The organism is Colwellia sp. 1_MG-2023, from assembly GCF_030546755.1.
Lineage (GTDB): Bacteria > Pseudomonadota > Gammaproteobacteria > Enterobacterales > Alteromonadaceae > Thalassotalea_H.
Genome location: NZ_JAUOPE010000009.1, coordinates 86,022 through 109,893, shown reverse-complemented (window position 1 = coordinate 109,893; position 23,872 = coordinate 86,022). Strand labels below are relative to the sequence as shown.

The following is a 23,872-nucleotide window of genomic DNA, read 5'->3' as shown; positions in this document are numbered from 1 at the left end:
TTGTTAGCGTAAAATATAAGTACAACAGAACATAGGTAAGTAAAACATATGTCATTAAATTTTTTAGACTTTGAGCAACCAATTGCGGAACTTGAAGCCAAAATTGAAGAATTGCAATTGGTGAACAATGGTCAGGAGTTAAACCTTGATCTTGAAGAACAAATTACGCAATTACGTGAAAAAAATAAAATTCAAACACAAAAAATCTTTGCGAGTTTAGATCCGTGGCAAACAGCGCGCGTGGCTCGTCATCCTCAGCGTCCTTATACACTTGATTATTTACCGCGAATTTTTACCGACTTTGACGAATTATGTGGTGATCGTGCTTATGCAAATGATAATGCCATTATTGGTGGTACAGCGCGATTAGATGGCAAACCGGTCATGGTTATTGGTCATCAAAAAGGTCGTTCTACGTCTGAAAAAGTAAAACGTAATTTTGGTATGCCTCGCCCTGAAGGTTATCGTAAAGCGCTTCGTTTAATGGAAATGGCCGAACGTTTTAATATGCCAATCATTACCTTTATTGACACGCCAGGTGCATATCCAGGTATTGGAGCAGAAGAGCGTGGTCAAAGTGAAGCGATCGCGACTAATTTAAAAGTGATGGCGCGTTTGAATGTACCGATTATTTGTACGGTCATTGGTGAAGGTGGTTCTGGTGGTGCCTTAGCCATTGGCGTAGGTGATCGCGTGAATATGCTACAATACTCGACTTATTCGGTTATTTCTCCTGAAGGTTGTGCATCCATTTTATGGAAAACAGCTGAAAAAGCATCAACTGCTGCTGAAGCGATGGGTATTACTGCTGCTCGTATTAAAGAGTTAGATCTTATTAACAATATCGTTGAAGAACCGTTAGGTGGCGCTCATCGTGATATGGATGAAATGGCAGCCTTTTTAAAGCAAGCGATCAAAAAAGACTTATCGGAGCTTGAAGGTTTATCAAAAGACGAATTAATTGAAAAACGTTATGAACGTTTAATGTCGTTTGGCTATTGTTAATTTTTGCATTATTAACCGTTTAAATGTAGGTCAAGCAAATGTTCGATTAGCAACATCTTCTCGAATGGTTACTTGACCTGCAACGTTATGATTTTATCTACACTGACAGCCTTTTTTAATCAATACCCTGATGCTCCTATAGTTATCGCCTATAGCGGTGGTGTTGACTCGCAAGTATTGTTACACGCCGTTGCTCAGTTAAAACAAAATAATGTGCTGAAACAAAAGGTCATAGCTATTCACGTGAACCATGGCTTAAGTCAGTCGGCAGAGCTTTGGCAGCAATTCGCGAAACAGCAATGTCAGTTATTCAAAATTGATTTCAAAACCATAAACGTCAATATTATTGACAAACCACGAACAAGCTTAGAAGCCCAAGCACGGGATGAACGTTATCAAGCCTTAGCTGACTTGAGCCCAAATAATGCCGTGATTGTGACGGGACATCATCAAGACGATCAAGTGGAAACCTTTTTTCTCGCTTTAAAACGAGGCTCTGGTTTAAAAGGGTTGTCAGCGATGGCTAGTGAATCGAAACTTGCCAATTCAGAGCAGAAACTATTAAGACCGCTATTACCAATTTCTAGAGAAAACATTGTTCAATATGCTCAAGAACATCAGTTAGCATGGCTTGAAGATGAATCCAATGCTGATACTCGTTTTGATCGTAATTTTTTACGCAAAGAGATATTGCCGCAGTTAAAAGCACGCTGGCCTAATTTTAATGACACTGTGACGCGAAGCGCACAACACTGCCAAGAGGCGCAACGTATTCTAGATGAAGTTGCCGCGCAAGATTTAACTCAGTGTTTAGTTGAGCAACGCGTGTTATCGATTGCCGCGTTATTATTGTTATCACAAGCTAGATTTAATCAGGTAATTCGGTATTTTATTCAACAACATCAAGCCTTAATGCCAAGTCAGCAACAATTGCTACAACTTTATCAACAATTAACTGAAGCAGGAAAAGATAAAAATCCTGCCGTGAAGTTGGGGGATATTTGGTTAAGGCGCTTTCAAGATAAACTGTATTTAACCCAAGATTACCACTCTGTTACAGATTGGCGATATGATTGTGATCTCGCCCTTATTGATGGCGATTATGTGATAACAATGCCAGACAATTTAGGCTGTGTTTTTGTTACTTCGAATGAAAAACATATTAATGAAAAGCAAGAAAAGGCATTAACCCTATCATTACCTGAAACAATTCATTCCTTGTCAATTGCCTTTGAGCATGACAATCCTAAGTGCTTACCTGATTATCGGCAACAAAGTCGACCATTAAAAAAAGTGCTACAAGAATTAACCATTCCGCCTTGGCAGCGCAAACGTCTTCCGTTGTTATTTATCAATAATGAATTAGCTGCCGTGGTGGGCTATTTTGTTTGTCAGCCATTTAGTGAAAATAAACATCAACAGAAAATTATGGTTCACTGGCAGAAAGAGTCAGGTTAGAATGAAACTATCAGAGTGTTCCTACTCTATAACCGTACAATTATTATAATAATCGGAGATTTTATGAATTTAGTTTTAAAGTTAATTGCTGGTATTGTTGCTGGTATGTTAATTGGTTTATACGCGCCAGATGTGCTCGTTCAATTTACTTTTACGATTCAAAACCTCATTGGTCAGTTAATTAAATTCACTATTCCTTTGATCATCTTGTTTTATATCGCAAGCGGCATTGCTTCATTGCCACAAGGTTCGGGATCATTGTTAGGAAAAACGGTCGGTCTTGCTTATGGTTCAACGATAATTGCAGGATTCTTAGCATTTATCGTTGCCAGTAATGTATTACCGGGGTTAACTGCCGGACACCTTGTGGAAGCGGTAGAAGGTGAAAAACTAAAAGGTTTTATTGATATTTCTATTACACCTTTATTTGATGTAATGACGGCACTTGCCATCGCCTTTATATTTGGTATCGGTATCAGTGCAACCAATGCAAACTCGTTACGTACCACTTTAAATGAAGCAAAAGACATTATCGAAATGCTTTTAAGTAAAGTGATTATTCCGGCGTTACCGTTTTATATTGCCGGTGTTTTTGCCGAAATGACAGTAGACGGTACCGTGTTTAGTACACTAAAAACTTTTGGCGTAGTATTGGTATTAGCGCTTATTATGCATTGGGTTTGGATCACGGTTTTATATGTGGCCACGGGCGCAGCAACAGGTAAATCACCAGTTAAATTATTGAAAAATATGATGCCAGCTTATTTTACCGCTTTAGGAACGATGTCGAGTGCTGCGACGATTCCCGTTTCTTTAAAAGCGAATAAGTCTAATGATGTTAGCGATGGCGTTGCTAACTTTACTGTGCCTTTATGTGCCTCTATTCATTTAAGTGGATCTACGATTACTATTATCACCTGTGCAACCGCTGTAATGTTAATGACGCCTGAATTATCTGTTCCGAGTATTGCTACTATGATGGGCTTTATTTTAATGCTTGGCGTTACTATGATTGCCGCACCTGGAGCACCTGGTGGAGCGGTAATGTCAGCTTTAGGATTATTAGGGAGCATGCTAGGTTTTACCGATGCTGCTTTAGCATTAATGATTGCTCTTTATTTAGCGCAAGATAGTTTTGGTACTGCTTGTAATGTTACTGGCGATGGCGCTATCGCATTATGGGTTGATAAGTTTGCCGGTGAAGACGGCCTGGAAGTAACAAAGCCTGCAAAAGAAATAAACAGTTAACTTATATTAACTATATCACCCTAATGAATAAGGTCGCTTTTGCGGCCTTTTTATTATTATTGATTTTACAAAAATTGCATTTTGCATATTTAATTACCGTATACGCTATAAAGTGATCGCAGAAGATCATCATAAAAGGCATAATAGCGGCAAATTTTATAGGAGCCTTATTATGCCTACTGAGCAAGCATTAAAAAATCGTAGTAATAGTAGTTGTGAGTTTTGCACATCAACCAATAACTTATCTGTGTATCCTGTACCTCCTACGAGTGATTTGAGCGCTCAACAAAGTGTATATTTGTGTGAAAACTGTATTAGCCAAATCGATGGTAAAAGCGAATTAGATATCAATCATTGGCGTTGTTTAAACGATAGTATGTGGAATCAAGAGCCTGCGGTACAAGTAATGTCATATCGCATGCTACATAAACTTTCTGCGGAAAGTTGGGCGCAAGATGCCTTAGATATGATTTATATGGAAGATGACGTAAAAACCTGGGCCGAGCAGGGGATTGCAGCAGCAGAGCGAGAAGGACCAACACGCGATAGTAATGGTGCAGAGCTTAATGACGGTGATGATGTAACTCTGATTAAAGACTTAAAAGTAAAAGGCGCAAACTTTACGGCAAAACAAGGCACTTTAGTACGTGGTATTACTTTAACGGATAACCCTGAGCATATTGAAGGTAAAGTAAATGGTACTCGTATTGTGTTGGTTGCTGCTTATTTGAAAAAAGCGTAAATTAGCTAAACTTACTTGAAAAACACTTTATAAATATTGACTTAAAACTTGATGGCAGTCATTATCAAAATATAACGTATTGAGCTTCACTTCTTTGCTCAATTTTGAAATAAAACAAATTTTAGCTAAATTGAATTAATTTAAATGAACAATATTTTAACCCTCATTTCAGTCAATTGTCGCCAAAAAGGTATGACGAATAATGTCATGCGCTGGTGGGAATTTACTGTGGGCTAAAGTGTAACTATTACGTTAAACATTTTAAAACCGCAGTTTGTATACTGCGGTTTTTGTTTTTTAGGCGAATACTTCAGTATCAATTGCACTTTTACCAAAGTTTTTAACCTTGGTATTACGTTAACTCAGCAATGAGAACAAGGAGAATGCAATGAATGTTTCCACAGCCTATATTGCCGTGGTATTAATTTGGTCGACAACACCATTGGGGATTGTTTGGAGTAGTGAATCCGTTCATCCAACGTTAGCAGTATTATTACGTATGTTGATCGCGTTAATATTAGGATTAGTGTTATTAAAAATTAATCGTATTAAGTTACCGTGGCATCGCGATGCCGTTAAATTATATCTGTTCTCTGCTCTTGGTATTTTCGGTGGCATGTTACTTTCGTATTATGCCGCTCAATATATTTCTTCAGGTTTGATTTCGCTCATTTTTGGCTTAGCCCCTATTTTATCAGGGGTGTTGGCACAAAAATTAATCAATGAGCCTAAATTTACTTTAACGAAAAAAATAGCCTTAGTGGTTGCCTTAACGGGGTTGTTCATCGTATGTATAGATAATTTGTTGCTATCGCAAGACGGCTATATTGGCATTATTTTGGTGCTTTTTGCCGTGTTATTTTTTAGCTTAAGCGGTGTGTTAGTTAAAAGTATTACAATTACCATTCATCCGTTATCAACGACCATAGGAGCGTTATTGTTTTGTACACCTTTATTTCTAATTGTTTGGTTAATTTTTGATGGTTCGTTAAATTATCAGCAATGGCATCTACGTTCGATTCTTGCCATTATTTACTTAGGAGTATTTGGTTCTTTGATTGGCTTTATTGCCTATTTTTACGTACTACAAAAATTAACGGCTAGTACAGTTGCGTTGATTACTATGATCACACCTGTTTTGGCTTTGTCGCTGGGTGCGTTATTAAACAATGAGCATGTATCATTCAACTTGGTGATAGGTGCCGCCTTCGTTGTAGCAGGTTTGAGTTGCTTTCAATGGAGCACTAAAGTCAGTTCAACTATGGTAAAACGGATCAAATTCTCAAAAAACAAAGCTCGTCTATAGTGATGAGAAAGGTATAATTTACTATTATTTATTTGAAAAACTGCTGTTATGAAAACAACTATTTCTTTTAAAAGAGCGAGTCAAATTGATAAGCCGTTTTTGCTTGTCCTAAGAAAAGCATCAATGACAGAACACTTGGAAAAAGCTGGCCTTGTGCTGAATGATGAACAGCATTTTCAACGTATCGATGAGTTTTTTACTGATTCTCATATCATTTATAAAGATAATGAGCAGATAGGACTAGTAAAATTTGCCTTATTGGATGATAGGTTACATATACGGCAATTTCAGATACTGCCAGCGTTTCATAATTGTGGCATAGGTACGCGAGTTTTATCTTTATTAAAGAAAAAAGCTCAAGAGAGAAATCTTGCTATTACTTTAAATGTGCTCTTGGCAAATCCAGCGTTAAAACTGTATCAACGACAAGGATTTCAAATAGAGAACGAAACACAATTAGAATATCAAATGCGCTGGCTGCCAAGTATAGATAAACATTAGAAAGTTGAACGATCCTATTATGTGATGATACTTTTGAATTAATATGCCTGATGTTTATTTTCGGACGTATTGTATTAAAGATCGTATAAGACCTCTTTAATTACCAATATCAGCTATTGAAGCAGGAGAAAGGAAAATAAAATGAAGCAAATTCAATTAACTTTAGCTAGCGAATAAATGCTCAATCAATTTCCTCTTCTTCAAGTACAACTACTCTTAAAATTTTGATCATTTTCTTAGGCACTGTCGGGTAGCCTAAGTGCTCGCTGTAACCCACTTCTACTGCAGATATGGCTTCTAAAACTTCGTAACCTTCAATAACTTCGCCGAATACCGCATAACCCCATGAATTTCCTGGATCTAAGTTAGAGTTGTCGTTTAAATTTATAAAGAATTGATTAGTGGCAGAATGAGCGTCACTCAATTGTTTTGCCATAGCAATGGTGCCTTCCTTATTTTTTAATCCATTGCCTGATTCATTAAAGATGGGCTCATCCGGTTCTACTTCTGCGTAGTTTGTCATAAAGCCGCCACCTTGAATTAAATAACCTTCTTCTACGCGATGAATAAGTGTTTGGTCATATTGGCCTCGGATCACATAACCTAAAAAGTTATCTACGGTAATTTTTGCTCTTAATCTATCTAGCTCTATTACTATGCTGCCCATAGAGGTATCAATTCGCACTTTTGGTGATAAATTATCTGGTTGAATATATTGTCCTTTGGTATTGGCGGCATTTAATGGCATTGTTGTAAAAAATATGAAAACCAAAACCATACTAAATAATATATTTTTGAACACAGGTGTACCTTAAGTAAAATCGACAGAAGTATTTTATTTATTTTAACGATAATAAGAAAAAGTTACACGTTAAAACCAATTAATTGTCCTCATTTTTACTTTTCAAAAATGACGTTACCTTGATAAAATAATAGTAGTGTTAAATCAGCCTTTTACCGTGAACCATGAGCGAAACTTTGCCTAATTGCCCAAATTGCTCTTCAGAGTATATTTATCAAGATCAATCTCTTTTAATTTGTCCTGAATGTCATTATGAATGGGATCCATCTGAGCCAGATGAAGACGAAATAATTGTGAAAGATATCCATGGAAATCAATTATCGGTTGGCGATAAGTTAACCTTAGTAAAAGATTTAAGAGTAAAGGGAAGTTCTATCGTGCTTAAAATTGGCAGTAAAGCCACAATAAAGCGGTTATTAGCGGGCGATCATCCTTTAGATTGCAAGGTAGAAGGTTATGGCGATATGCTGATAAAAGCAGATAAAGTTAAAATGGCGTAGAAGTTAACGTTTTAAGTTAGCTATAAGTTCAAGTGGCATAGCAGCAATGCTATTTAACACGAGCTCGGCTTAATAAATCCTTCTCTAGCAGCTATTTTTACTAACTTCAGCGTTAAATACACTTGCAATAGACTAGCTATTGACGCGTGTATTTTCCTTGAATTGAGCAAAAACTATCAAGCTAGAGATAAACTAGAAATATAAGTTATATATTTCAATGAATTAAGAATCTCTAAAACCGAGTTCAGGTTATTTATTTTATAATCCCCACTTAGTCATTATTTTATCATAAGTCCCGTTTTCTTTAATGTGAACTAATGCTTTTGAAAGTTTGATAACGGTATCGTCGGGTGTAGATAAACCGGTGGCAAGAAATAAATCACCGGGAAAATCCGTTAATTCAATAACCGGCTTAATTTTATTTTGATCAAAGCCAACACTGTTCATTTCACGTTCAATAGCCACAAAGTTAGTTAAAATAAAATCAATATGTTTCTCAAATAGCATGCGCCACATATGCTTATAGTTTACAGATAAGTGCAGGTTTTTTTTCACAGTAAACCCCGCATCTTGTAAGTATTGAGCGGAATGATAACCACGAATAGTGCCAACTACATATTGCTTTGCTTGTTCGAGATTTTTTATATTTATATCGGCACGACTTTTTAAACCAACTAAAAAGGCTTGGCTTTTATAACTTTTACCTATCCATTTAAATTTTTCTGCTCTGTCATCACTTTTCATTAATGAAAGCATCACTATATTTTCTTGCTTAATCGTTGAATTATAAATACGAGCAAATGGCATTAATTCAATTTTATAAGGGAGTTTTGCATGCTGCATCACGGCATCAATCATGTCAACCAAAGCGCCAGTTGGTTTATTATTTTGGTCTTTAAAGTGGAAAGGAGGTAGATCTTCCGCAACAAAAGTGAGTTGATTGGCATGGCTAAGAGGTGACAAACTCATAACCACTAAAGTCACTAAGCTAATGAAAAACTGCTTTATGTTAAGTTTCATATTCACTCTTACTTTGTTGATATTTGGTAATATTCGAAGAGTAAATCATTAGCAGGAATGGCTAATAGGTCTGACTCAATCCTTTTCGCCTTTACCTTAACAGTAGCACTGAAAGTGAAATTAAGTAAGTGTTAATATGGTTTAAGCGTTAGCATTAAGACGTTAACATTATGACCTTAATGTTAACGTGATTAAAACAATGCCATGGTCAGTACTTTCACCATCGTAGTCAAAGATAGGGTTGATCAAATGCTTATCATAAGTGTGATGGTCACTTACTTGATAAAGACTGTCGTGGTAACTGGCATCAAATTCACACGATAATAATATGTAATCTAACACTGAGCCTTTACCTGCAAAATAATGAGTAGGGGTACGTGCTTTTTCATTAATTTCATCTTGGGAAAGGCTATTATTGAGTGCAACATTTTGACTTAACTGCCAAGCATCATTTAAACAATATTTTGTTAGGTAATTATCGATATCTGTTGTTGAAGCAAATCGTAAAGTATTCGTTAATAATTGACTTAATACTCCATCGTCTAAGGTGTTATTAAAATCGCCCATTAATATAATGGGATGGTTTGAGTGTTCACGACGACTGATCATTTCTATCATTAATAATGTGGCTTCACTACCACGTTGTATTGTTGAACCCCAACTGCCGGCAATTTGTGCTTTTAGAGACTCAATGATGGTTTTTTCTGGTGAATGCTTTGCACTTTTCTCTTCAAATTCGATCATCGAACGTTTAGATTTGAGATGAACAACATAGCAGTCGGTATGACCTAAATGAGGAATATCAATAGTCGCTCTTAATATGTTGCGGCTGAAAGAAAATTGATCCGTTAAACCTATAAGAGCCGCTAATTCCCTATTCACCTTTACTGATATGGTTTTAATGATTGGGTATTTAGAGGCAATGGCGACTACAGGTTTAGAATAAATAAAGTCACCTTCAATTTGCGGTTCGTCCACCACAGCAAAGTGGCAATAACCTTGTTTTCTGACTAATGTTTTTAATGATTCAATACTAAATACTTCTTGAAAACCAATAATGTCTGGTTGATATTTATTGAGATAGCTAACTATCCAGTGTTGCTTTTTTTGCCATTGTTCAAGGCTATAAATTCGCTCAAATTCATAGTAAGCGTTCGGCGGTTCAAGGTAATTAAATAAATTGAAAGTCGCGACTTTTAATTCAGTGTGACTAATTTTGGGGACTAACAATGAGGTAGGAGGATTAATTTTTTAACTCTTTTCTATGGCTATTTATCATGGTTAATTTAACTATACCTTAATTAAACTTTTTCACTACATTATCTCATGAGAAAATGACTGAATCTTCGTATTTAATCGCCATTTATTGTTTCTAACTATTCGCTATCAACAGCTAATTAGTGACAGTAAATGACGAAAAAATGGATAAGAGATTTATTCGTCCTTAAATTTACAAGGAAGATTGACTTGAATGGTTGCTGAAGCAAGTTGCTTTAAAAATTGCTGAGTTGCGTCGTCGACCTTCGTTGAATTAAGTAACGGTAGCAAATCTGCCGGTTGGCCGGTGATCACTTCATAGAAAATATATGCGGTTAATAATCTTCCTGTGAATGAGGCATGGTTGCCATCGTCATGATGCAAACTAATGGTTGGCTCAGTCATTATCACCTTATCCCAAGTTAGTCCTACAGGTGCTACACAGGCTTTTTGTGTGGCGGCAATGCTTGAATGAAGTGTATGAATACGTTTTCCTTCTTCTGAGTTACCTCTTTGAGGATGTTCAGGAAACAAAATTGGCGTAATATTTAATGACTTCGCCGTATGTATCCACGCCTTAGTTGCCGCGGTTGAGTAATCATATGCTCCAGATTGTGAATATTTTTGACCTTGTAAAATAACATGTGTCCATGGTTGGCTTTCTAAGAGTGTTAACCTTCTTTGCTTACTGCTTGAATTATCAAGAAAGCCTCCACCGGCATTAACAACCTCAACGGTTAGATTTTCATTACCAGAGCTGATAAGTAGTTTTATCAGTGGATCTAGCCCCGCAGTATGACTATTGCCAAAAATTAAAATTTGATAATGATTCGAAAAGCGATGATCAGGTATAGGTAAGTTTGACGAAGATAACTCAACTTCAACCACTGTTTCATCTTTTTTTACCGTTGAATTTTTAGCGCTTTTTGAGTCACTTGAACAGGCAGACAAAAGTAGAAGCACGGATAAGGTGTAAATAATTAAACGCATTTTTTATTCCTTGATGTTAGTTTAACCAGTTTGTTTTTATGCGCTTTAGTTTGTCAGCTTATTGATTCAACTCAATAAAGAGGTGACAATGAATAGATAATGAAATGATAATGATTAACAAATAGGTTACTGAATGCACTTTGCTTTTGGCAATATTGTTGTAGACTCTGAACAAATAATCGTCACAAAGCACGGTGAGGCAATAGAGTGTGAGCCGCGTGTTTTTGAACTATTAATCTTTTTTTGCCAACATCCCTTAGATGCTATTCCTCGAGATGTTTTAGTAAACGAAGTGTGGCATGGACGAATTGTTAGTGATGCGGCAGTGAATAGAGCGGTTGGAGAATTAAGAAAATTAATTGAAGATGAACCCGCTAAGCCACAATGGATAAAAACCGTCAGTAAAGTTGGCTATCGATTCACCGTAAAGCCAAGTTTAATCGCCACTTCTGATAACGGTAGTAATAATGAATACCCTGATCTCAAGATAAAACAATGGGTTCAATTGCCGAGCATCAAAAGCTATTGGCTGCTTAGTTTTATCCTGATATTAGCGATAATTTTTTATTTTGCTTTTAATGGTGTTAAAACGGTTTCTCATGTAAAAATTATTGAACGTCAACCTGTTACTTCAACCATGGGCAGTGCCTTTAATCCATTCTACGCAAGTGCTACTAAAACGTTGTATTACTTGCATCGCTCGGAGCAATTAACTAACGCTCAAGTGTATTTTCAACAAGCGAATATGACAGCGCAACGACTCACTCAGGATAATTTTTATTATACCGATGTGATTGTTGCGAACGATGGCAGCATTTATGCTACACGATTGAATAACCTTGAAGAAAGGTCTTGTGAAATTGTTGTGTTTGATGAAAACAGTCAGCAGTTTCGTCAACTGATTGATTGCGGAAAAAACGTCTTCACCCCTATCGAACATGATGACCGAAAAAACCGCTTAATATATCGATTTAGAAATAGTATTTCTGAACCTTATGCCGTGTATTCCTATCAAATAGATACAGGAAGAAAAACACAACTGACTCATCCTACTCAATTAGGCAATAATTTAGGCGATTACGTATTTGCACTCTCTAAAGATAGTTTGACTTTAGCAGTGGTGGAGTATGATGGGGAAGGCACTGACAAACTGAAGTTGCTTGATCTTAACAGCAATAAAGTACGAGCCAATGACCCTTTTATTAATAATGTGTATGGTTTGATTTGGCAGGATGATAATCAATTTTTGGTGTCAAATAATACCGGTTTATATCGATTTGATCATGAAAACCTCGCATTAACATCAGTAGAAAAAAGTGACCGTTTTAGTCGTTTGATGCAGGATGAAGAAAGTGGATATATTTTTAGTGAACGTGGTCAATCAACGGTAAATATCTTTAACTATTCAAAAAATGATGTGCCGCCTCAAGCGTTAACCCAAAGCAGTGGTATTAGCCAACGCGCTAAGTTTGGTAATCAATCGAATATTTTCGCTTTTGTATCCGACAGAAATGGTCAGTTGTCTATTTACATCAAACAAGAGGAGCAAGAGCCTTATGCACTCGAATTTGATGACACGATTGAATATGTTAGCGCAATGTCATGGTCAGCCAATGATCAGCAATTAATTGTTAGCATGAACAATGGCTTATATCTTTATTCTGTGACAGAGAAAACTTGGCAACAACTAGCAGTTTCATTTAATAAAATTCATCATGTTGCTTTTGTTAACAAAACCATTATGTTTAGTGCTGAAATCAATAATATGTGGAATATCTGGCAATTAAGTTTAGTTGATTTTCACACCAAACAAATAACGAGCAAAGGTGGCTATAGTGTACAAGGCAATGATAAGTTTGTTTATTTCACTAAATTTACCCAACCTGGTTTATTTCAAATAAATTTAGAAACTCAGCAAGAATCACGGGTTATTCAATCTTTACCAATTTCTGGCTGGCGTCACTGGCAATTAAGAGATGACAAGATTTATTATTTATTGAATAAGGAATATCGTGTCTTCGATGTGAACTTAAGAGTAGAAGAAACCGTACATAATTTTGATAAAAAAGTACCGTTTAGCTGTGATATGTCATTTAACCACCAAGAATTTGCTTGTGATAAAGTAGAGGTGAACACTAGTAATATTTGGCAGTTTCAATTGTCACAATGAAGACATTAAATATCGTCCATAGAAAGTGAATAGTTATGTTGAAACCTTCATTAATAAGCGATAATGAGCGAACAGTTAGTTGAGGGTAAATAGGCGTAAATGTTAAACGAAAATCATCAGTTCCATGAAAAGTTAGCTCAGCAATATGATGAACAGGGCTATTTCGTTATTCGAGATTACTTTTCAGAAAATGAAATCGCCGCATTAAGGAAAGTCATTTTAACCTTTCATCACGCTTGGAAAAAAGATCACGCGACTTTTTATCGAGAAGAAGCCTTTAACTCTTCGTTAATTACCGGCAGTCAATACTTATCAACCACTGATCGACTTAAGTTGTTTAACTTTATTAGCTCAAAAAAGTTAATGAAAATTATCGATTTGCTCATTCCAGATTCGCCATCGTTTATGAATACTCAGTTATTTTTTAATCCAGTTAATCCACAGCTAAAAGACTTTTGGCATCGTGATTGCCAATATGATCATGATATTGAAGGACAAAAACTGGCGATTCAAGAAACTCAAGTAGTGCATTTACGGGTGCCATTATTTGATGAATTAGGTATGGAACTTGTGCCTGAAACGCATAAACGCTGGGACAATGAAGAAGAGCATAATGTACGGCAAGAAGAAAATGGTCGAACAAGTAACGAGCCATTGTCGTTGGGCAAAAAAATTAAGCTATCAGCCGGGGATTTATTGGTATTTTCTGCGGATATGATTCATAGAGGGTTATATGGTTTAGATCGATTAGCATTAGATATTTTAGTGTTTGATCCCGCTGGTGACTTTGTTGATTATGTTGACGATGACTGCTTACCTACAGCAGCCATGCTAGAGAACATTAGCGATGGAAGAATTTATCAAAATACCTTGAATTTAAAAAATAAAAGTTCAAATAAAGATGATATTAATCTCGTTTTAGTTTGATAGATAATAAGCTTGCGGTTGCTAAAAACAGCGTTGATATCCATAAACAGGCTTGTAAACCATGCTCTTGGTAAACCCAGCCGGATAGTAGCGTACCAATTAACCTGCCCATAGCATTAGCCATATAGTAAAAACCAACGTCGAGAGACACACCGTCTTTGCCTGCATAACTAACAATTAAATAGCTGTGTAATGAAGAATTTACCGCAAATACAGCACCAAAAATCAATAAACCAGCAATAAGTGATACTTGTATATAAAAGTTGAATTGTAGCGTTAGTGCGATAATTGCGGGAATTATTGTTAGGTAACTTGCCCAAATGAAAGCTGCTTTACCCGAAGGAGGTTTCCCTGATTTTTTTCCCGTAATCAGTGGCGCAAATGATTGAACGATACCGTAACCAATCACCCAACTTGCCATAAAACCACCAACCCACCAATGATCCCAGTTAAATGTTACTGCTAAAAATACTGGTAATGCGACAACAAACCATACGTCACGAGCGCCAAATAAAAACATGCGAGCAGTGGATAGAATATTAATATCTGCACTCTTTGAGAAAATCTCATTAAATTTAGGTTTGTTCTTCGCTTTACCTAAATCAGCTTTCAACATGAGTAAACTTAATAGCCAAACGATAGTTAACACAGTCGCCATTAATATTACCGCACCTTTGAATTCAAGTAAGGTAAGCAACAGTCCACCAAGAAAAAAGCCGACGCCTTTTAAAGCATTTTTAGAGCCAGTTAAAATAGCTATCCATTTATATAGTGTTGCTTCGCTTTCGTGTTTTAGCTCCTGTTTATCATTATGATTCGTATTTTGAGGCACTAATAATTTTATCGAGCTTTTCGCACTCATTTTATTTAAATCTTTAGCGATGCCAGATAATGCTTGCGCGGCCATGACATATATAACTGTCAGCATTTCAGCAGGTACCGCTAGCATAGCAAGTGCAATAATCTGAAACGCCAAGCCGATATTCATGGTTTTATTCAAGCCAAGGCGCGCGCCAAGCCAACCGCCGACAAGATTAGTGATCACGCCAAAAATCTCATAAAATAGAAATAACATTGCTATGTTTAACGGGCTGTAGCCTAATTGATGAAAGTACAGCACAACTAACATGCGTAAGGCACCGTCAGTTAACGTAAAAGCCCAATAATTACCTGTGATCACCAAGTATTGTTTAATTTGTGGTGATAATGTCTTTAAGGTTAAAAGACTCATAGAAGGTTATTCCTCATGTATGTAACATTTTTATACAACAGATAAGCCGACTTTAAGGGCTAATTCTGCCGTTCTATTGGCGTAACCCCATTCATTGTCGTACCAAACGTATAGCTTCACTTGAGTATCATTCACTACCATAGTTGAAAGCGAATCAACAATGCTCGATCGTGGGTCACCTTTATAATCTATCGAGACAAGTGGACGCTCTTCATAACCTAGAATGCCTTTCAATTCATTATCAGCAGCAGCTTTAAGTAACTGATTTACTTCTTCAACCGTGGTGTTTTTTTCTACTTCAAAAACGCAATCAGTAATTGATGCATTTGTTAGTGGCACTCGAATCGCATGACCATTTAACTTACCTTTTAATTCTGGAAAGATATGTGTGATAGCCGTAGCCGAGCCTGTTGTGGTTGGAATTAAACTGGTACCACATGAACGAGCACGACGCAGATCTTTATGCGGAGCATCAATAATGGTTTGCGTGTTGGTAATGTTATGAATGGTGGTGATTGAACCATGCTTAATACCAATGTTTTCATGAATAACTTTTACTACAGGCGCTATACAGTTAGTTGTACATGAGGCTGCAGTGACAATAGGGTGAAGCGATTTATCGTATAAATCATCGTTGACGCCCATCACAACATTTAAAATACCGTCTTCTTTCACCGGAGCTGTAACCACCACACGTTTAACCCCTTGGTCTAAGTATGCTTGCAACAAGGCTTTGGTTTTTATTTTTCCTGAGGCTTCAATAACTAGATCACATTGTGACCAATCAGTATCTTGCGTTGCAATATTTTGCGTGCAAGTGATACTGTGATTGTTGATCAGCATAACCTCGCCATCACTTGTACTGCTGGCTTGTGCTTCATGATGCCAACGACCTTGTACAGAGTCGAAATTTAATAGATGAGCTAATGTTTCAGCACCGCCAGCAGGATCATTAATGTGAACAATTTCAATATTATCCCAATCAAATGCCGCTCGCATTGTTAAACGTCCCATACGGCCAAAGCCATTGATTCCTATTTTAATTGTCATAGTATTGCCTTAAAGTTTTGCGTTAAAATAATCTAACTGAGTGGGATTTTTTAGCGAGTTTGGTCTAATTTTTTGTACGATTTCTATAATCTTATTACTCGGGTAACCAAACGCTAATAAGATCAGACCAATCACTAAACCGGTGCGACCAGAGCCGCCTTTGCAATGCACTGCAATTGTGCCTTTATTTTGAATGTTCGCTAAGATGCTTTCTTTATGTGCTTGCCATTGGTCTTCAAATGCTTGATTTGGCGCTGCATCATCTGATATAGGCAGTTGCAGCCAAATAATGTCATTGCTTTTACATACTTCCGGTAATGTTGTGGCCGAAAGTTTTTCCATTTCTTCATCAAACATAAGGGTTAGTAACATCGTTGTGCCAGCTTGTTTTAATGTACTAACAGCATCAACTAACTTTGCTTCTTTGGTGCCTGGACATGGCGTAAAAATAAGCTTTGCGCCATTTTCTAGCGTCAAAATATCAAAAGGGTGAGTGAGCATATTGAGTTTTCCAATTATTCATATTATTTGAGCGAATATTACTTAAACCAATGTTGCGTACGGTTAATGATGTAAACCAATGACAACATCACAGGTACTTCAACGAGCACACCAACTACAGTCGCTAGTGCTGCGCCAGAGTGAAGGCCAAAAAGTGATATGGCGACAGCAACCGCTAATTCAAAAAAGTTTGAAGTACCAATTAAACAGGCTGGTGCAGCGATATTATGCGGCAGTTTTAACCATTTCGCTGCAAGATAGGCGATAATGAAAATACCATAGGTTTGGATCATTAATGGTATGGCAATTAAACCGATAGTTTGGGGCTCTGAAATAATCGTGTTCGCTTGAAAGCCGAATAGTAAAATGACGGTAGCGAGTAAGCCCATAATCGACCAAGGTTTTAAGGTCGTTAATAACTGATTAAGTGAGGCTTCGCCTTGACGGTTATTTAATATTTTTCGAGTGATAATACCGGCAATTAAAGGTAATAAAACGTATAACACTACCGAAATAAGTAATGTTTGCCATGGCACCTGTATATCACTGACGCCGAGTAATAATGCGGAAATGGGCGCAAACGCGAATACCATGATCACATCATTGACAGATACTTGTACTAAGGTGTAATTAGCATCGCCTTTTGTTAACTGTGACCAAACAAATACCATCGCCGTACAAGGGGCTACACCGAGTAAAATCATACCAGCAATATATTCTTGTGCAGAAGCAGGCTCGACTAAATCGGCAAATAAACCATTGAAAAATAACCAACCTAATGCCGCCATTGAAAATGGTTTGATAAGCCAATTAATAACAATTGTAAGTATCAAGCCTTTTGGGTTTTTACTAACATCTTTGATGGATGAAAAATCAATTTGCACCATCATTGGATAAATCATTACCCAAATAAATATTGCAACGGCAATGTTCACATGAGCTATTTCAAAGGTAGCGATAGCCTGAAAAATTTCCGGTTGCCATAAACCCAGTATTACCCCTAGAGCAATACATAAGGCAACCCAAAGTGATAAATAGCGTTCAAAAATTCCCATTATGATCCTTTAATATTTTTCAGTTCACAAACTGTTATTGGCAAAAATTAGTTTTATTGGGTCTGTTATTCATTGCGTTTAAACGTTGTAATTCAGCCGCGATTAATGACACGTTATTTTCGGTTGTTTGCGCTATTACAGACTTTGCCCAAAGCGGTAACTCAGGTGTAATACGGTAGAATACCCATTGGCCATGCTTTCTATCGGTGAGTATGTTTGCTTTTTTTAGTACCGCTAAATTGCGAGAAACTTTTGGTTGGCTGTCTTCGTCTAATGCTGCCATTAATTCACATACACACAGTTCGCCATGGTAGTGAGTTAACATTAATGTTTTTAAACGAATATCGTCAGTAAGACTTTTATAAAATGTGATAGGGTCAACATTTTTTAATGAATTGTTATTTTCTTCCTCGTGAACCGCATGGCATTTTTTTTCTTCTACTAATAAAAACATTGATAGGCGATTGTTCAGCTCGCTCAGTGTGGCTGAAAAAGGATTATTACCAGTACGAGTTTTAGGATCAGGAAAATCCCATGCTAATTGCGTTTCTGCTTGAGGGTAGTTTCGACATTCAGTATTCGCTTTGTCGCAAAGAGTGATCACATAATCAAAATTTACACCGTCAAATTCTTTAATATTTTTAGATTTAAGGTTTTGCGCGTTTACTCCAAATTTACTTAACGCTTCAATAGCGCGTACATCAACTGCTTCTGGTGAAGTACCTGCGCTAAACACGTCAAATTTATCGCTTGCTTTATGCTTTAACAGTGCTTCTGCCATCTGTGATCTCGCAGAATTCCCCGTACATAAAAAAAGCACTTTCTGCTTTGTTATTGATACTTGTTGACTTGCTTGAAATTCAGTTGACGTGTTCATATAGTTTCACTATTTTTTAACATGTGAAATAGTGTATATGTAAAATTTCATATGTAAAGAAAAATATTTAAATGTTTGAATTAGGGGCTGTTGATCTTTCGCGGTTAAATTTTGTTCGAGATAAAATCGTTTTAATCGCGGCAAGTAGTGTGTAGCCTAGTCATTCTAAGCAAATACTAGTCAACAAAGCGTAAAACGATTTTAGCCGAATCCTTCGGACAGCGTTTGTTGGTCATTTTTAATGGCGTTGCCCCACAAGGATGTGGGGTAAGGTGACTTTGCAGGAGCATAAAGTCTTTATCGCCTTTTTATGTGGAACAACCCTCTTACAAAGGCTCTGCCTTGTATAAATACCCAAGAAAATGCGGCAAAAACAATCTCGAAAGTTCAACAGCCCCTAGTATGCATATGAGACATGTTTTGAAATGAAAATATTCGAAATGAGATAATTAGCGTCGAACCGTGAAAGGAAACGTTAGTTTATTGGCGGTTAATTTTGGTGTATTTTCTATAAAGCTAGATTAATTAGATAGTATTTTGCTGAGTTGATCGCGCTTTGATAAATAATTTACAATAAAAAAGCGAGCTTTCGCTCGCTTAAAATAAAAAGTAAATAGTAAAAATAGCTAACTATTACACATTGAATCTAAAGTGAACAACATCACCATCTTTAACGAGGTAGTCTTTCCCTTCTAAGCGCCATTTTCCGGCTTCTTTAGCACCAGACTCACCGTTAAATTCAATAAAGTCATCATAGGCAACCACTTCGGCACGAATAAAGCCTTTTTCAAAATCGGTATGAATAACACCCGCTGCTTGTGGGGCTGTGGCATTTTGTTTAACTGTCCATGCTCGCACTTCTTTGACTCCGGCCGTGAAATAAGTTTGTAAATGCAATAAACCATAACCTGAGTTGATCACACGATTTAGGCCCGGCTCTTCTAAGCCCATTTCTGCCATAAATTCTTTACGGTCTTCATCGTCCATTTCAGACAATTCACCTTCAATTTCAGCACAAACTGCAACGACTACCGCGCCTTCTTTGTCAGCTATTGCTTGAACAACATCTAAATAAGGGTTGTTTTCAAAACCATCGTCATTGACATTGGCAATATACATGGTTGGTTTAATCGTTAAAAAGTTAAGATAGGCAACGGCTGCTTTTTCTTCCTTAGTTAATTCTAAAGAGCGAACCATTTCACCTTCTTCTACATGTTTTAATATTTTTTCTAAAACAGGAATTTCAAATTTTGCGTCTTTATCGCCACCTTTGGCACGTTTTGCTTGACGGGTAATGGCACGTTCAGCAGTATCCATATCAGCTAAAGCTAATTCAGTGTTGATCACGTCAATATCTGCGGCAGGGTCAATTTTATTAGCAACATGGATGATGTTATCGTTTTCAAAACAACGTACTACATGGCCGATGGCATCTGTTTCACGAATATTGGCCAGAAATTTATTTCCTAAGCCTTCACCTTTTGAAGCGCCAGCAACTAAACCTGCAATATCGACAAACTCCATGGTAGTCGCTAAGACTCTTTCAGGATTGACAATTTTTGCTAATGCATCTAAACGAGGATCAGGCACAGGTACTACGCCAGTATTTGGCTCTATCGTACAAAAAGGAAAGTTTGCTGCTTCAATGCCTGCTTTTGTTAATGCATTGAAAAGTGTAGATTTACCAACGTTGGGCAAGCCAACAATACCGCATTTGAATCCCATGATATTACCTTAATATGTTAAGCGATTAACGATTTGTATTATAACGCTTTAAATGAATGCAGACGATTTTGTGCTTTTTTTAAATCATCCTTAAGCCAAATATCCATGCAGCGAGATGCTTCATCAATGGCTTGATCTATTTTTTCTTGCTCAATTGCTGGAGCTTTGCCAAGTACATGGCCAGTCACGCGATCTCGATGGCCTGGGTGGCCAATACCTATGCGTAACCTATAAAATTCTTTGTTATTTGCCATACGTGCAATAATGTCACGCAAGCCATTATGTCCGCCATGACCACCACCTTTTTTAATTTTACAAACGCCTGGTTCCATATCTAGTTCATCATGTGCGACTAAAATATTTTCTACATGGATGCGAAAAAAATTTGCCAGTGGGGCAACCGATTGACCACTTTTATTCATAAACGTTGTTGGAATAAGTAAATGAATGACTTCATTTCCAATTTGGCCTTTGCCGTATAATCCAAAGTATTTTTTTTCGGGTCTTAACGAAATGTTATAGCGTGAAGCGAGTTCTTCTACGAACCAAACTCCAGCATTGTGGCGGGTTTTTGTATATTCAGGGCCTGGATTACCCAGGCCCACAACTAGTTGAATAGTCATCTAAAGGATAGTGTCCTTTGGATTATTCTTCAGTAGCTGTTTCTTCTGCAGCTTCATCGCCAGCTTCTTCATCGCTTGAACCTTTCGGTGCATTTAATGAAGCAACAGCTTGGTCATGGCTTTCACCTTTAGCTAATTCATCAGAAGTTACACCTTTAGGTAAAGTGATGTCTGATAAATGTAACGTTTGACCAACTTCTAAACCAGCAACATCAACTTCGATGAATTCTGGAATGTTAGCAGGTAAACAGCTAACTGCGATCTCGTTAATGTGATGAGCAATTTTGCCACCTTTTTTCTCTGCAACATCTTCATTGATGAAGTGAACAGGAGCATTAACGTGAACAGCATGAGTAGCATCAATACGCATGAAATCCATGTGCATAATGATTTGCTTGAAAGGGTGACGTTGCATGTCTTTAATTAAACATTCAACAGGCTTACCATCAACGTTTAATGTTAAAACGTGAGAGTAGAAAGCTTCTTCTTGTTGTGCACGAAATACTTTGTTGTGCGCCAATGTTAAAGAAACAGGCTCTTTGCCTTCACCGTAAAGGATAGCTGGAACTTTGTTCGCGTGACGTAGGCGGCGGCTCGCACCTTTCCCTAAGTCTGTACGTACTTCAGCATCCAAAGTAAATAAATCAGTCATGGTTTAATACCTTAATTTTAAATTAAATTTTGTTATTTTTTGCGACCAAAAATAACGCATTGCCACTTTTTACCTTAAGAATTATTTATCAACAGATAAAAAAGGCGCGGCATAATAACATTGGATGACTTGAAAACCAAATGATTACTGTAATTTATCTATGATTGATTAAAAATACTGTTGCAAAAATCATCGCGAAAGATCAACACGTCCTAAAATTAAGTAAAGGAATTATAGGTTCAGTGGCTCGTTAAATGAGTAACTCACATGTTTTACTGTAAAGGGTAAGATTTTTAATCGGTTAAATGTTTACTATATTTATTATTAATAAAGAAGAACTTTATTGTGTTGTAAGGCCATACTTTTCGATTATTTTGAGGTAGTTACCAGATGCCTTTAACGTTTTAATACATGAGTCCATTTTATTTAAAAATATACTCGGCTCAGTTATCTTTTCACTCGCTTTCGATACCGTGACGTAATAAGCTTTTTGTTTCAAAATAAAATTATGAATACGTATATTGTTTTCAATGTGTAATTGTTTTGCCCGCCATGACAGTGTTTCTATGGAATTAGGCAGTATTTGAAATCTCTGTGGGCTAGCAATTAGTTGTTTGAGCATAGCATCAATACTATAACCAATGGTGACTTGATCAAGTTGTTTTTTTTCTTCAATTATTTTCATCAAATCTTGTGTATGCGCTAAGCCAGCTAAATGTCCTATTTGATATTGTTTTATGTCATCTAAATTATTGATTTTGACATTGTCTTGGCGATTTGATGCGAAACCATATTGTGAATAGAAAATAGGCTCAGTGCCATAAATAATAAAATCCTCTCTTGCTTTTTGATAAGAATAGACGCTGATATCAAGTTCACCTGATGCCATATGTTGATGCGTTCTTTTGATGGGAAGATTTTTGTATTGCCACTTAAAGTCTTGTTGACTTAAACAGTGATCAATAATTTCTTTGCCAATACCAATATTGTTACCTGTTATTTCTTGGAAGAAAAAGGGTGGCCAGTTTATATCATTAATGAACAGTGTTTTTTGAATAGAGGCAGACGCACTTATCGAAAATAAAAGAACAACAAACGTTATTGTTTTATTAAATACCTTCATCGACGCCTTAGCTGGTGCTGTTGAACATAGGTTAAGTGTAGACAAAAAAGTAGAATATTTCCGCCACAAAAAAAGCACCCTAAGGTGCTTTTGAAAAATAAAGTATTTTCTGAGTTGCTTAGCTATCAAACATCGCAGAAATTGATTCTTCATTACAAACGCGACGAATGGCTTCAGATAACATGCCACTTAACGTTAATTGGCGAACATTACCAAGCTTTTTAATTGCTGGCGACAACGGAATAGAGTCAGTAACAATAACTTCATCTATCACAGAGTTTTTAAGGTTTTCAGCAGCATTACCAGATAATACTGGGTGTGTTGCGTAAGCAAATACACGTTTTGCTCCATGATCTTTTAACGCTTCAGCCGCTTTAGCTAATGTGCCACCTGTATCAATCATATCATCAACGATAATACAATCACGTCCTGCAACGTCACCAATGATATGCATAACTTGAGCAACATTTGCTTTAGGACGACGTTTATCAATAATGGCAAGATCAGCATCATCTAATAATTTGGCCACTGCACGTGCACGAACTACACCGCCAATATCAGGAGAAACAACGACTGGGTTTTCTAAATTCTTTTCTTTCATATCATCTAAAAGAATCGGAGTACCGAAAACGTTATCAACTGGTACATCGAAGAAACCTTGAATTTGCTCAGCGTGTAAATCAACCGTTAAAACACGATCAACACCAACGCTTGATAAAAAGTCTGCCACTACTTTCGCGGTAATAGGTACACGAGCACTGCGTACACGACGGTCTTGACGAGCGTAACCAAAGTAAGGCATAACAGCAGTAATACGACCAGCAGATGCACGACGAAGCGCGTCAATCATTACGATAAGTTCCATTAAATTATCGTTAGTTGGGGCACACGTTGATTGGATGATAAAAACGTCAGCACCGCGAACATTTTCAGTAATTTCAACGCTAATTTCGCCATCACTAAAGCTTCCTACTTTGGCCTCACCTGGCGTAATGTAAAGACGGTTAGCAATTTGTTTGGCCAATTCAGGGGTGGCATTACCCGCAAAGATCTTCATGTCAGGCACTAGCAGTTCCTCAGAAACTTTTGACATTATAAGTAGAATGCTG

Annotated in this window: 23 protein-coding genes and 1 pseudogene; 10 read left to right on the top strand and 14 right to left on the bottom strand. The window is 37.0% G+C overall.

The annotated features are described in order from the left end of the window. Positions 1-48 precede the first annotated feature (48 nt). The 6 genes from accA (at position 49) to Q4493_RS11850 (ending at position 6,260) form a co-directional block, all read left to right on the top strand. Positions 49-1,005: an acetyl-CoA carboxylase carboxyl transferase subunit alpha gene (gene accA, locus Q4493_RS11875; protein WP_303452867.1), complete on the top strand. Its 957-nt coding sequence runs from the start codon at positions 49-51 to the stop codon at positions 1,003-1,005. A gap of 87 nt (positions 1,006-1,092) precedes the next feature. After that, positions 1,093-2,463: a tRNA lysidine(34) synthetase TilS gene (tilS, locus tag Q4493_RS11870; RefSeq protein ID WP_303452865.1), complete on the top strand. Its 1,371-nt coding sequence runs from the start codon at positions 1,093-1,095 to the stop codon at positions 2,461-2,463. A gap of 63 nt (positions 2,464-2,526) precedes the next feature. Continuing rightward, a complete protein-coding gene (locus Q4493_RS11865; RefSeq protein ID WP_303452863.1) occupies positions 2,527-3,711 on the top strand; it encodes a dicarboxylate/amino acid:cation symporter in 1,185 nt (394 codons plus the stop codon). A gap of 172 nt (positions 3,712-3,883) precedes the next feature. After that, a complete protein-coding gene (locus Q4493_RS11860; protein ID WP_303452861.1) occupies positions 3,884-4,453 on the top strand; it encodes an alkylphosphonate utilization protein in 570 nt (189 codons plus the stop codon). A 388-nt stretch (positions 4,454-4,841) separates the two neighbouring features. Continuing rightward, positions 4,842-5,759 carry a DMT family transporter gene (locus tag Q4493_RS11855; RefSeq protein WP_303452859.1) on the top strand — a complete coding sequence of 306 codons (918 nt, stop codon included), beginning with the start codon at positions 4,842-4,844 and terminating at the stop codon, positions 5,757-5,759. A gap of 48 nt (positions 5,760-5,807) precedes the next feature. Then, complete coding sequence (locus Q4493_RS11850; RefSeq protein ID WP_303452857.1) at positions 5,808-6,260, top strand: N-acetyltransferase; 453 nt, start codon at positions 5,808-5,810, stop codon at positions 6,258-6,260. A gap of 181 nt (positions 6,261-6,441) precedes the next feature. On the opposite strand, the gene Q4493_RS11845 is transcribed toward Q4493_RS11850, so the two are convergent. Continuing rightward, on the bottom strand, positions 6,442-7,062 hold the full coding sequence (locus Q4493_RS11845) for a peptidylprolyl isomerase (protein WP_303452855.1): 621 nt from the start codon (positions 7,060-7,062) through the stop codon (positions 6,442-6,444). Positions 7,063-7,226: 164 nt separating this feature from the next. On the opposite strand from Q4493_RS11845, the gene Q4493_RS11840 reads away from it, so the two are divergent. After that, a complete protein-coding gene (locus Q4493_RS11840) occupies positions 7,227-7,562 on the top strand; it encodes a zinc ribbon domain-containing protein YjdM (protein ID WP_303452853.1) in 336 nt (111 codons plus the stop codon). A gap of 258 nt (positions 7,563-7,820) precedes the next feature. On the opposite strand, the gene Q4493_RS11835 is transcribed toward Q4493_RS11840, so the two are convergent. The 3 genes from Q4493_RS11835 to Q4493_RS11825 all read right to left on the bottom strand — a co-directional run bounded on the left by Q4493_RS11835 (position 7,821) and on the right by Q4493_RS11825 (position 10,829). Next, positions 7,821-8,582: an ABC transporter substrate-binding protein gene (locus Q4493_RS11835; protein ID WP_303452851.1), complete on the bottom strand. Its 762-nt coding sequence runs from the start codon at positions 8,580-8,582 to the stop codon at positions 7,821-7,823. 168 nt (positions 8,583-8,750) lie between these two features. After that, on the bottom strand, positions 8,751-9,812 hold the full coding sequence (locus Q4493_RS11830; RefSeq protein WP_303452849.1) for an endonuclease/exonuclease/phosphatase family protein: 1,062 nt from the start codon (positions 9,810-9,812) through the stop codon (positions 8,751-8,753). 204 nt (positions 9,813-10,016) lie between these two features. After that, complete coding sequence (locus Q4493_RS11825) at positions 10,017-10,829, bottom strand: hypothetical protein (RefSeq protein WP_303452847.1); 813 nt, start codon at positions 10,827-10,829, stop codon at positions 10,017-10,019. Between the two features lie 133 nt (positions 10,830-10,962). On the opposite strand from Q4493_RS11825, the gene Q4493_RS11820 reads away from it, so the two are divergent. Both Q4493_RS11820 and Q4493_RS11815 read left to right on the top strand, forming a co-directional pair. Beyond that, positions 10,963-12,999 carry a winged helix-turn-helix domain-containing protein gene (locus tag Q4493_RS11820; RefSeq protein ID WP_303452845.1) on the top strand — a complete coding sequence of 679 codons (2,037 nt, stop codon included), beginning with the start codon at positions 10,963-10,965 and terminating at the stop codon, positions 12,997-12,999. A 99-nt stretch (positions 13,000-13,098) separates the two neighbouring features. Continuing rightward, a complete protein-coding gene (locus Q4493_RS11815; protein ID WP_303452843.1) occupies positions 13,099-13,926 on the top strand; it encodes a phytanoyl-CoA dioxygenase family protein in 828 nt (275 codons plus the stop codon). Here the strand turns inward: Q4493_RS11815 and arsJ are convergent. Genes arsJ through Q4493_RS11790 form a run of 5 tightly spaced genes read right to left on the bottom strand, consistent with a single transcriptional unit; the run spans position 13,907 to position 18,640 of the window. Next, complete coding sequence (arsJ, locus tag Q4493_RS11810; RefSeq protein ID WP_303452841.1) at positions 13,907-15,157, bottom strand: organoarsenical effux MFS transporter ArsJ; 1,251 nt, start codon at positions 15,155-15,157, stop codon at positions 13,907-13,909. The two genes, Q4493_RS11815 and arsJ, sit on opposite strands and share 20 nt — an antisense overlap. A 30-nt stretch (positions 15,158-15,187) precedes the next feature. Next, positions 15,188-16,207 (bottom strand): ArsJ-associated glyceraldehyde-3-phosphate dehydrogenase, encoded by a 1,020-nt coding sequence (locus Q4493_RS11805; protein WP_303452839.1) that lies wholly within the window; start codon positions 16,205-16,207, stop codon positions 15,188-15,190. Between the two features lie 9 nt (positions 16,208-16,216). After that, a complete protein-coding gene (locus Q4493_RS11800; protein WP_303452838.1) occupies positions 16,217-16,708 on the bottom strand; it encodes a tyrosine-protein phosphatase in 492 nt (163 codons plus the stop codon). Between the two features lie 38 nt (positions 16,709-16,746). Continuing rightward, positions 16,747-17,763: an ACR3 family arsenite efflux transporter gene (gene arsB / locus Q4493_RS11795; protein WP_303452836.1), complete on the bottom strand. Its 1,017-nt coding sequence runs from the start codon at positions 17,761-17,763 to the stop codon at positions 16,747-16,749. 34 nt (positions 17,764-17,797) lie between these two features. Further along, positions 17,798-18,640, bottom strand: coding sequence for a metalloregulator ArsR/SmtB family transcription factor (locus tag Q4493_RS11790; protein WP_303452834.1), 843 nt, complete (start codon positions 18,638-18,640; stop codon positions 17,798-17,800). A 198-nt stretch (positions 18,641-18,838) separates the two neighbouring features. On the opposite strand from Q4493_RS11790, the pseudogene Q4493_RS11785 reads away from it, so the two are divergent. Beyond that, a pseudogene (locus Q4493_RS11785) lies at positions 18,839-19,069 on the top strand (hypothetical protein). Between the two features lie 204 nt (positions 19,070-19,273). On the opposite strand, the gene ychF reads toward Q4493_RS11785, so the two are convergent. The 5 genes from ychF to Q4493_RS11760 all read right to left on the bottom strand — a co-directional run bounded on the left by ychF (position 19,274) and on the right by Q4493_RS11760 (position 23,829). Then, positions 19,274-20,365 (bottom strand): redox-regulated ATPase YchF, encoded by a 1,092-nt coding sequence (ychF, locus tag Q4493_RS11780; protein WP_303452832.1) that lies wholly within the window; start codon positions 20,363-20,365, stop codon positions 19,274-19,276. 38 nt (positions 20,366-20,403) lie between these two features. Then, positions 20,404-20,988 carry an aminoacyl-tRNA hydrolase gene (gene pth, locus Q4493_RS11775; protein ID WP_303452831.1) on the bottom strand — a complete coding sequence of 195 codons (585 nt, stop codon included), beginning with the start codon at positions 20,986-20,988 and terminating at the stop codon, positions 20,404-20,406. Positions 20,989-21,010: 22 nt separating this feature from the next. Beyond that, entirely contained in the window at positions 21,011-21,640 is a 630-nt protein-coding gene (locus tag Q4493_RS11770; protein ID WP_303452829.1) for a 50S ribosomal protein L25/general stress protein Ctc, read from the bottom strand. 340 nt (positions 21,641-21,980) lie between these two features. Next, on the bottom strand, positions 21,981-22,763 hold the full coding sequence (locus tag Q4493_RS11765; protein ID WP_303452827.1) for an ABC transporter substrate-binding protein: 783 nt from the start codon (positions 22,761-22,763) through the stop codon (positions 21,981-21,983). A gap of 118 nt (positions 22,764-22,881) precedes the next feature. After that, the gene (locus tag Q4493_RS11760; protein ID WP_303452825.1) at positions 22,882-23,829 is read right to left on the bottom strand and encodes a ribose-phosphate pyrophosphokinase; all 948 of its coding nucleotides are present in this window, start codon (positions 23,827-23,829) and stop codon (positions 22,882-22,884) included. Between the last annotated feature and the right edge of the window lie 43 nt (positions 23,830-23,872).

Coding starts and splice junctions, on each gene's coding strand:
- Q4493_RS11820 (WP_303452845.1), top strand. CDS start 10,963: ATGCACTTTGCTTTTGGCAATATTGTTGTAGACTCTGAACAAATAATC.
- Q4493_RS11835 (WP_303452851.1), bottom strand. CDS start 8,582: ATGAAACTTAACATAAAGCAGTTTTTCATTAGCTTAGTGACTTTAGTG.
- Q4493_RS11865 (WP_303452863.1), top strand. CDS start 2,527: ATGAATTTAGTTTTAAAGTTAATTGCTGGTATTGTTGCTGGTATGTTA.
- Q4493_RS11805 (WP_303452839.1), bottom strand. CDS start 16,207: ATGACAATTAAAATAGGAATCAATGGCTTTGGCCGTATGGGACGTTTA.
- Q4493_RS11855 (WP_303452859.1), top strand. CDS start 4,842: ATGAATGTTTCCACAGCCTATATTGCCGTGGTATTAATTTGGTCGACA.
- pth (WP_303452831.1), bottom strand. CDS start 20,988: ATGACTATTCAACTAGTTGTGGGCCTGGGTAATCCAGGCCCTGAATAT.
- arsB (WP_303452836.1), bottom strand. CDS start 17,763: ATGGGAATTTTTGAACGCTATTTATCACTTTGGGTTGCCTTATGTATT.
- Q4493_RS11815 (WP_303452843.1), top strand. CDS start 13,099: ATGTTAAACGAAAATCATCAGTTCCATGAAAAGTTAGCTCAGCAATAT.
- Q4493_RS11850 (WP_303452857.1), top strand. CDS start 5,808: ATGAAAACAACTATTTCTTTTAAAAGAGCGAGTCAAATTGATAAGCCG.
- Q4493_RS11765 (WP_303452827.1), bottom strand. CDS start 22,763: ATGAAGGTATTTAATAAAACAATAACGTTTGTTGTTCTTTTATTTTCG.
- Q4493_RS11840 (WP_303452853.1), top strand. CDS start 7,227: ATGAGCGAAACTTTGCCTAATTGCCCAAATTGCTCTTCAGAGTATATT.
- Q4493_RS11800 (WP_303452838.1), bottom strand. CDS start 16,708: ATGCTCACTCACCCTTTTGATATTTTGACGCTAGAAAATGGCGCAAAG.
- Q4493_RS11790 (WP_303452834.1), bottom strand. CDS start 18,640: ATGAACACGTCAACTGAATTTCAAGCAAGTCAACAAGTATCAATAACA.
- tilS (WP_303452865.1), top strand. CDS start 1,093: ATGATTTTATCTACACTGACAGCCTTTTTTAATCAATACCCTGATGCT.
- Q4493_RS11825 (WP_303452847.1), bottom strand. CDS start 10,829: ATGCGTTTAATTATTTACACCTTATCCGTGCTTCTACTTTTGTCTGCC.
- accA (WP_303452867.1), top strand. CDS start 49: ATGTCATTAAATTTTTTAGACTTTGAGCAACCAATTGCGGAACTTGAA.
- Q4493_RS11770 (WP_303452829.1), bottom strand. CDS start 21,640: ATGACTGATTTATTTACTTTGGATGCTGAAGTACGTACAGACTTAGGG.
- ychF (WP_303452832.1), bottom strand. CDS start 20,365: ATGGGATTCAAATGCGGTATTGTTGGCTTGCCCAACGTTGGTAAATCT.
- Q4493_RS11860 (WP_303452861.1), top strand. CDS start 3,884: ATGCCTACTGAGCAAGCATTAAAAAATCGTAGTAATAGTAGTTGTGAG.
- arsJ (WP_303452841.1), bottom strand. CDS start 15,157: ATGAGTCTTTTAACCTTAAAGACATTATCACCACAAATTAAACAATAC.